Below are 7,998 nucleotides of genomic sequence, written 5' to 3' on the forward strand. Positions count from 1 at the left end.
CGCGGCGGCACCGCGGCGCCCCGGCGGCGGTCGTCGGTCAGCGGGGCGCGGTGGCGGGGGACGTTCTGCGCGGCGCCCACCACCCCGCCCCCCCCCGACACACCCTCGCTGAGCAGGTCTTCGAGAGTCTTCACAGCGAGTGTCCCGTACTTCGTCAGAGCTTGCTGGCGACGAGGTTGACCAGGTCGACGAGGCGGTTGGAGTAGCCCCACTCGTTGTCGTACCAGCCGACGACCTTGACCTGGTTGCCGATGACCTTGGTCAGCGGCGCGTCGTAGATGCAGGACGCCGGGTCGGTGACGATGTCGGCCGACACGATCGGGTCCGTGTTGTAGCGCAGGTAGCCCTTCAGCGGGCCCTCGGCGGCGGCCTTGTACGCGGCGTTGACCTCGTCCAGGGTGACGTCGCGACCGACGGTGACGGTCAGGTCGGTGGCCGAGCCGGTGGGCACGGGCACGCGCAGCGCGTAGCCGTCGAGCTTGCCGTTCAGCTCGGGCAGCACGAGGCCGATGGCCTTGGCGGCGCCGGTGCTGGTGGGCACGATGTTCAGCGCGGCGGCGCGGGCGCGGCGCAGGTCCTTGTGCGGCGCGTCCTGGAGGTTCTGGTCCTGCGTGTAAGCGTGGATGGTGGTCATCAGGCCACGCTCGATGGTGAAGGCGTCGTGCAGCACCTTGGCCAGCGGGGCCAGGCAGTTCGTGGTGCACGAGGCGTTCGAGATGACGGTCTGCGAGCCGTCGTACTGGCCCTCGTTGGCGCCCAGCACCACGGTGAGGTCCTCGTTCTTGGCCGGGGCCGAGATGATGACCTTCTTCGCGCCGCCCTCGTCGACGTGCTTGCGGGCCACGGTGGCGTCGGTGAAGAAGCCGGTCGACTCGACGACGACGTCGACGCCCAGGTCCTTCCAGGGCAGCTTGCCCGGGTCGCGCTCGGCGAGGGCCTTGATGACCTTGCCGTCGACCGAGATGCCCTCGTCGGTCACCGCCACCTCGCCGTCCAGGCGGCCGAGGATGGAGTCGTACTTGAGCAGGTGAGCCATCGTGTTGACGTCACCGAGGTCGTTGAAGGCGACGATCTCGATGTCGTGCCCGCTGGCCTGAACGGCGCGCCAGAAGTTGCGACCGATGCGGCCGAAACCATTGACACCTACGCGAACCGTCACGGTGAGTCTCCTCGATACTCGACTGGCGATAGGAACGCCAGGGGCGTGCAGTCATGGGCTGACCAGGCAGCCGTTGGTCAGCCTAGCCTCCGCGCTGAGGCCCTGGTCACTCGCATCACCAGGATCTCTTGATCGAACAAGAAAATCCAGCTTGACGGCATTGTTACTGCGAAGTAACAAAGACGGGGGCCGCCGCGCCGGGAATGGGCGCGGAAGAGCCCGGCCAGGGCGGGCGGGGACCGGGGCGGGCGCAGACCGGCATTCCGGTCAGACCTCGGCCTCCAGCATCTCCGCGGTCACCGCGGACTCCGTGTCCGGCATGCCCAGCTCCCGGGCGCGCTTGTCGGCCATCGCCAGCAGCCGCCGGATCCGGCCGGCCACCGCGTCCTTGGTCATCTGCGGCTCCGAGAGCTGGCCCAGCTCCTCCAGCGACGCCTGCCGGTGCGCCAGCCGCAGCGCGCCCGCCGCCGCCAGGTGGTCCGGCGCCTCGGCCCCCAGGATCTCCAGCGCCCGCTGCACGCGCGCCGCCGCCGCCACCGCGGCCCGCGCCGAGCGCCGCAGGTTCGCGTCGTCGAAGTTCGCCAGCCGGTTCGCCGTGGCGCGCACCTCGCGGCGCATCCGGCGCTCCTCCCACGCCAGCACGCTGTCGTGCGCGCCCAGCCTGGTCAGCATCGCGCCGATCGCGTCACCGTCCCGGATCACGACCCGCTCCGCGCCGCGCACCTCGCGCGACTTCGAGCCGATGCCCATCCGCCGCGCCGCGCCGACCAGCGCCAACGCCGCTTCCGGCCCCGGGCAGGTGATCTCCATCGAGGACGAGCGACCGGGCTCGGTCAGCGAGCCGTGCGCCAGGAACGCGCCGCGCCACGCCGCCTCCGCGTCGCACACCCCGCCGGACACCACCGGCGCGGGCAGGCCGCGCACCGGGCGGCCGCGCGGGTCGAGCAGGCCGGTCTGCCGGGCCAGGCCCTCGCCGTCCTTGACCACGCGCACCACGAAACGGGTGCCCTTGCGCAGACCGCTGGAGGTGATGGTGAACACGTCCGACTGGTGCCCGTACAGCTCGTGGATCTCGCGGCGCAGCCGCCGGGCCGTCGAACCCAGGTCCAGCTCCGCCTCCACGACCACCCGGCCGCCGACGATGTGCAGCCCGCCCGCGAACCGCAGCAGGGACGCGACCTCCGCGCGGCGGCAGCAGGTCTTGGAGACGGCCAGCCTGCTCAGCTCGTCCTTGACCGCAGACGTCATCGCCACGGTGCCTCGCCTCCCCTGGTCGTGCCTTCTTCCAGCAGGGTTGTACTCGACGCCCCACCGGTCCCGTCAGCGGGGCCACCCAACGCCCGCTGGATGCCCAGCGCCAGCGCGGCCGGGTCGTGGCGGTCCGGCGCGCCCGCCGCGGCGACGGGCGCGAGGTGCGCCTCGGCCCCCAGAGCTGCGGCGGCACGCCGCAGGCGGTCCGGGACGGGCACCGCGCCGGTGTCCGCGATCACCGCGTCCACGCGCAGCCCCGGCGCGTGCTCGCACAGCACGTCGAGGTGCAGCTCCGGGGAGAAGCCGGCGGTTTCGCCCGGTTGGGGGACGAGGTTGAGCACCACGACCTTCTTCGCGGCGGTGCGCGTCAACGCGTCGTGCAGCTCGGGCACCAGCAGGTGCGGCAGCACGCTGGTGAACCAGGAACCCGGTCCGAGCAGCACCACGTCCGCGCCCAGCACCGCCTCGACGGCCTCCGGGCAGCCTCGCGGCGCCTCGCCGGGACCTCCCGGCCCGTGCAGGCGGATGCGCCGCACGCGGCCCGGGGTGGTGGCGATCGCGACCTGGCCCCGGATCCGGCGCACCACGTCGGCGTCGTCGTCCAGCCCGGACACGTCGGCCTCGATCTCCAGCGGCTCGGTGCACATGGGCAGCACGCGCCCGCGCACGCCGAGCAGCCGGGCGGCCTCGGCCAGCACCGCCACCGGGTCGCCCAGCTGCTCCAGCAGGCCCGCCAGCACCAGGTTGCCCACCGCGTGACCGGCCAGCGCGCCCGTGCCGCCGAAGCGGTGCTGGAACAGCTTCGCCCACATCGCGCTGGAGGGGTCGTCGCCCGCCAGGGCCACCATCGCCTTGCGCAGGTCGCCGGGCGGCAGCAGGCCCAGCTCACGGCGCAGGCGCCCGGAGGAGCCGCCGTCGTCGGCGACCGTCACCACGGCCGTCACGTCGTCGGTCACCCGGCGCAGCGCGGTGAGCGTGACGTGCAGGCCGCGCCCGCCGCCCAGCGCCACAGCTGTCCAGCTCACTCGCGTCCCAGGTCCCGGTGGACGACCTTGACCGCCATGCCGTCCTCGCTGGCCAGGCGCGCGGCCAGCTCCTCTGAGATGGCCACGCTGCGGTGCTTGCCGCCGGTGCAGCCCACCGCGAGCGTCAGGTACCGCTTGCCCTCGCGCCGGTAGCCGGCGCCGATGAGCCGCAGCAGCTCGTGGTAGCGGTCCAGGAACTCCTCCGCGCCCTCCTGGGTGAGCACGTAGTTCCGCACGTCGCCGTCCAGGCCGGTCTGCTCGCGCAGCTCGGGGATCCAGAACGGGTTCGGCAGGAACCGCACGTCCATGACCAGGTCGGAGTCCATCGGCAGGCCGTACTTGTAGCCGAACGACAGCACGGTGACGCGCGTGCGGGCCGCCGACTCGGTGCCGAAGGTGTCCTCGATCTTGTTGCGCAGCTGGTGCACGGACAGGCCGGAGGTGTCGAGCACCAGGTCGGCCTCCTCGCGCAGCGGCGTGAGCAGGACCCGCTCGGCCTCGATGCCGTCCGCGAGGCGGCCGTCGCCCTGGAGCGGGTGGCCGCGGCGGACCGACTCGAACCGGCGGATCAGCACCGCGTCGGTGGCCTCCAGGAACAGCACCTTCGGCTTGTAGCCGCGGGCGTCGAGGTCCTTGATGATCGCCGCCAGGTCGTCGGTGAACGCGCGGCTGCGCACGTCCATCACGACCGCGACCCTGGTGATGGCGCCCCTGGCCTGCGCGCCCAGCTCCACCATGGTGGCGATCAGCTCGGGCGGCAGGTTGTCCACCACGAACCACCCGAGGTCTTCCAGGCACTTCGCTGCGGTGCTGCGGCCCGCTCCGGACAGGCCGGTCACCACCGCGACTTCGATGCCGGACTTCTCTCCGGCCGGTGCGCTCACTTCATGTCCCCTTCGGTACCGGACGCGCTCAGCGTCGCGTGCACGGCCTCCGCGGTGCGCCGGCCCACGCCCGGCACCACGCTGATCTCCTCGATGCTCGCCTCACGCAGTTTCTTCAGCGAGCCGAAGTGCTTGAGCAGGGCGGTCTTGCGCGTCTGGCCCAGACCCGGCACGTCGTCCAGGGCCGAGGTCGTCATGCGCTTGGACCGCTTCTGCCGGTGGTAGGCGACGGCGAACCGGTGCGCCTCGTCGCGCACGCGTTGCAGCAGGTAGAGGGCCTCGCTGGTGCGGGGCAGGATCACCGGGTCCGGCGCGCCCCGCCCCCCCCCCACCACCCCCCCCCAGGCCCCGCCCCCCCCCCCCCCCCCCGGGGCCCCCCCCCCCCCCCCCCCCCCCCAAACCCCCAGCGCCCGCGGCCCCCCCCCCCCCACCTCCTCCAGCCGCTTGGCCAGGCCGACCACCGCCACGTCGGTGATGCCCAGCTCGGCCAGCACGTCGGAAGCCGCCTGCGCCTGCGGCGCGCCACCGTCGACGACCAGCAGGTTCGGCGCGTAGGCGAACCTGCGCGGCCGCCCCGTCTCGGGGTCGATGCCGGGCGTCGGGCCCGCGTCCGCGGTCTCCTTCAGGTACGCCTGGAAGCGGCGGCGCACCACCTCGGCGATGGAGGCCACGTCGCCCTGCTCGGCGGCCTCGCGGATCGCGAAGCGCCGGTACTCGGACTTGCGCGCCAGGCCGTCCTCGAACACCACGAGCGAGGCCACCACGTCGGTGCCCTGGACGTGGCTGATGTCGGTGCACTCGATGCGCAGCGGCGCCGAGTCCAGCGCCAGGGCCTCCTGGAGCTCCTGGAGGGCCGCCGAGCGGGCCGTGAGGTCGCCCGCGCGGCGCAGCTTGTGCTGCTGGAACGCCTCCTTGGCGTTGCGCGCGACGGTGTCCATGAGGGCGCGCTTGTCGCCGCGCTGCGGCACGCGCAGCGCCACCCTGCCGCCGCGCAGCCCGGACAGCCACTTCTCCACGGCGGGCGCGTCGTCGGGCAGCTCCGGCACCAGCACCTCGCGCGGCACGGGCGCGGCCTCGACGCCGCCGGCCCGCGCGGACTCCACCTGCTCGCCGTAGAACTGGGTGACGAACTGGTCGACCAGGCCGGGCACGCCGATCTCGTCCACCTTGTCCACGACCCAGCCGCGCTGGCCGCGCACGCGACCGCCGCGCACGTGGAACACCTGGACCGACACCTCCAGGTCGTCCTGGTCGAACGCCACCACGTCGGCGTCGGTGCCGTCGCCGAGGACCACGGCCTGCTTCTCCAGTGCCCGCTTGAGGGCGGCCTGGTCGTCGCGGAGGCGGGCGGCCTTCTCGAACTCCAGCTCCTCGGCGGCGGCGGTCATCTCGCGTTCGAGCCTGCGGACCAACGAGTCGGTCCGGCCGGCCAGGAAGTCGCAGAAGTCGTCGACGATGTCGCGGTGCTCGTCGGCGGTGACGCGGCCCACGCACGGCGCGGAGCACTTGTCGATGTAGCCGAGCAGGCACGGGCGGCCGATCTGGCCGTGGCGCTTGAACACGCCGGTTGAGCAGGTGCGGGCCGGGAAGACGCGGAGCAGCAGGTCCAGGGTCTCCCGGATGGCCCAGGCGTGGGCGTAGGGGCCGAAGTAGCGGACGCCCTTGCGGCGCGGGCCGCGGTAGACGTGCAGGCGCGGGAACTCCTCGTTCAACGTCACGGCCAGCACCGGGTAGCTCTTGTCGTCGCGGTAGCGGACGTTGAAGCGCGGGTCGAACTCCTTGATCCAGTTGTACTCCAGCTGGAGCGCCTCGACCTCGGTGGTGACGACGGTCCACTCGACGCTCGCCGCGGTGGTGACCATCTGCCTGGTGCGCGGGTGCAGGCCCGCGATGTCGGCGAAGTAGGAGTTGAGGCGGGAGCGCAGGTTCTTGGCCTTGCCGACGTAGACCACCCGGCCACCTGCGTCGCGGAACTTGTAGACGCCGGGGGCTTCGGGGATGGTGCCTGTCGCGGGGCGATAGGTCGACGGGTCGGCCACGCGGACAAGCCTACGTGCGGGCACCGACAACCGATCGCGTGGTCGGTTCACCCGGTTCGGTGGACGGCCCGCCCCGGACCCGCGACGTCTCGTCGCGGGTCCGGGGCGCGCGGTGCCGGGGTGCGCGGTGCCCGGGTGGACGACTCGCGGTGTCGGAGTGGACGACACGCGGTGTCGGGGTGGAGGACACGCCGGTCGGGCGGCGGGTCAGGCCAGGAGGACCTGGTCCCCCTCCACCTTCACCTTGACCTCGGTGAGGCCCTTGGTGGCCGGGCCCTTGGCCAGCGAGCCGTCCGCGGCGCTGAACTGGCTGCCGTGGGCCGGGCAGGTGATGGTGCCGTTCTCCGGCGGTGCGACGGCCACGCCCTGGTGGGGGCACGTCGCGTCGTACGCCTTGACGGTGTCGCCGGTGCGGACCAGCACGAGCGGTTTGCTGGTGGCCGGGTTGCCCGCGACCAGGCCGCCCCCGTCGGGCACGTCGGCCAGCGGCGCGATCACCGCCGCGCCCGTCGTGCCGCCGCCGGTGGGGGTGCTGCCGCCGCCGGTGGGGGCGCCGGTGCCGGTGCTGCCGCCGGGCTGGGCCGGTTCGCCGCTGCCGCACGCCGCGAGCCCACCGGGCACCGCGAGCGCGACGAGGACTCCGCACAGCACCGAGCGACGAGGCAGCCCTGCTTTCTCCGTTGAACTCAAAACCGGTCCTCCGCTGCGTGGTGGGTGGTGGTCGTTCGGGTACACACGCAATACGACACCACGTGAAGCCGGGTTCAACAGATCTCGCGGGATGGGACGTCCTTCAGGAGAGCAGCACGTCCGAACCGGACACCGCGACCGGGACCTCGACCAGCCCGCGCGGCGACGGCCCCGTCAGCACCGCGCCCGAACCCGGGTCGAACGTGCTGCGGTGGGTCGGGCAGGTGATCACGCCGGCGGCGGGCGGGCTCACCGTGGTGCCCTGGTGCGGACAGGCCGGGTTGAACGCGCGGACGACCTCGTCCGACGGCCTGACCAGCAGCAACTGCCCGTCACCCGCCACGTCGACCAGCGCGCCGGAGCCGACCGGGACGTCGGCGAGCCCGGCGATGCGGTCACCGGGGCGGGCCGAGCCGGTGCCGGGGCGACGGGTGGGCGAACCGGCGCCGCACGCGGTCAGGCCGGTGCCGCCGGCGGTCAGGGCGAGCAGGCCGCACAGCAGCGTTCGTCGATCCACGCCCCCATTTTGACTGGTGACGAACGGCCCAGTGCGGGCGGCCGGGTGGAGCAGGGGCGAGCAGGAGCCGACAGGGGCGAGCGGCAGGAGCGGGCTGCCGGGAGCGGGGAGCGGGGAGTGGGCGCGGAGGCAGAACGCGCGTAGGCAGAGCGGGGTGGGACGAGGTGGAGCGGGGGGCGGGGCAGAGCGCCGGGGTGCGGGTTCGGCGGCCGACACCCCGGACCGGCCGCGTGGTGCGGAGGTCCGGGGTCCGGCGCCCCGGCGGCCCGGTGGTCGAAGCGCCCCCCGCAGCGGCGCCCCGGTGTTCCGGGCGGTCGGAGTTCGGCGGGTCGGAGAGTTCCGTGGGTCGGGGTTCGGTGGGGCCGCGTCCGGGCCGGGGGTCGTGCCCGGGTTCGGCGGCCGGCGCCGCGGGGCTCGGGGGGACCCGCGGCGC

General features: G+C 73.7%; 7 protein-coding genes. All 7 read right to left on the minus strand.

What is annotated here, in order from left to right; genetic code table 11:
- Positions 1-154 precede the first annotated feature (154 nt).
- Positions 155-1,159, minus strand: a complete 1,005-nt coding sequence (gene gap / locus ACFV4N_RS36120; protein WP_499677161.1) for a type I glyceraldehyde-3-phosphate dehydrogenase — start codon at positions 1,157-1,159, stop codon at positions 155-157.
- 267 nt (positions 1,160-1,426) lie between these two features.
- The gene (whiA, locus tag ACFV4N_RS36125) at positions 1,427-2,413 is read right to left on the minus strand and encodes a DNA-binding protein WhiA (protein WP_344039298.1); all 987 of its coding nucleotides are present in this window, start codon (positions 2,411-2,413) and stop codon (positions 1,427-1,429) included.
- Positions 2,404-3,435, minus strand: a complete 1,032-nt coding sequence (locus tag ACFV4N_RS36130) for a gluconeogenesis factor YvcK family protein (RefSeq protein WP_499677162.1) — start codon at positions 3,433-3,435, stop codon at positions 2,404-2,406. The genes whiA and ACFV4N_RS36130 overlap by 10 nt, the downstream gene beginning before the upstream one ends.
- Positions 3,432-4,289 carry an RNase adapter RapZ gene (rapZ, locus tag ACFV4N_RS36135; RefSeq protein ID WP_499677166.1) on the minus strand — a complete coding sequence of 286 codons (858 nt, stop codon included), beginning with the start codon at positions 4,287-4,289 and terminating at the stop codon, positions 3,432-3,434. The genes ACFV4N_RS36130 and rapZ overlap by 4 nt, the downstream gene beginning before the upstream one ends.
- Before the next feature lie 26 nt (positions 4,290-4,315).
- The gene (gene uvrC / locus ACFV4N_RS36140) at positions 4,316-6,358 is read right to left on the minus strand and encodes an excinuclease ABC subunit UvrC (protein WP_499677163.1); all 2,043 of its coding nucleotides are present in this window, start codon (positions 6,356-6,358) and stop codon (positions 4,316-4,318) included.
- 207 nt (positions 6,359-6,565) lie between these two features.
- Positions 6,566-7,048, minus strand: coding sequence for a Rieske (2Fe-2S) protein (locus ACFV4N_RS36145; RefSeq protein WP_499677164.1), 483 nt, complete (start codon positions 7,046-7,048; stop codon positions 6,566-6,568).
- 103 nt (positions 7,049-7,151) lie between these two features.
- Positions 7,152-7,565, minus strand: coding sequence for a Rieske (2Fe-2S) protein (locus ACFV4N_RS36150; protein ID WP_499677165.1), 414 nt, complete (start codon positions 7,563-7,565; stop codon positions 7,152-7,154).
- Between the last annotated feature and the right edge of the window lie 433 nt (positions 7,566-7,998).

It is taken from the genome of Actinosynnema sp. NPDC059797 (assembly GCF_042732085.1).
In the GTDB taxonomy this organism is placed as follows: Bacteria; Actinomycetota; Actinomycetes; order Mycobacteriales; family Pseudonocardiaceae; genus Actinosynnema.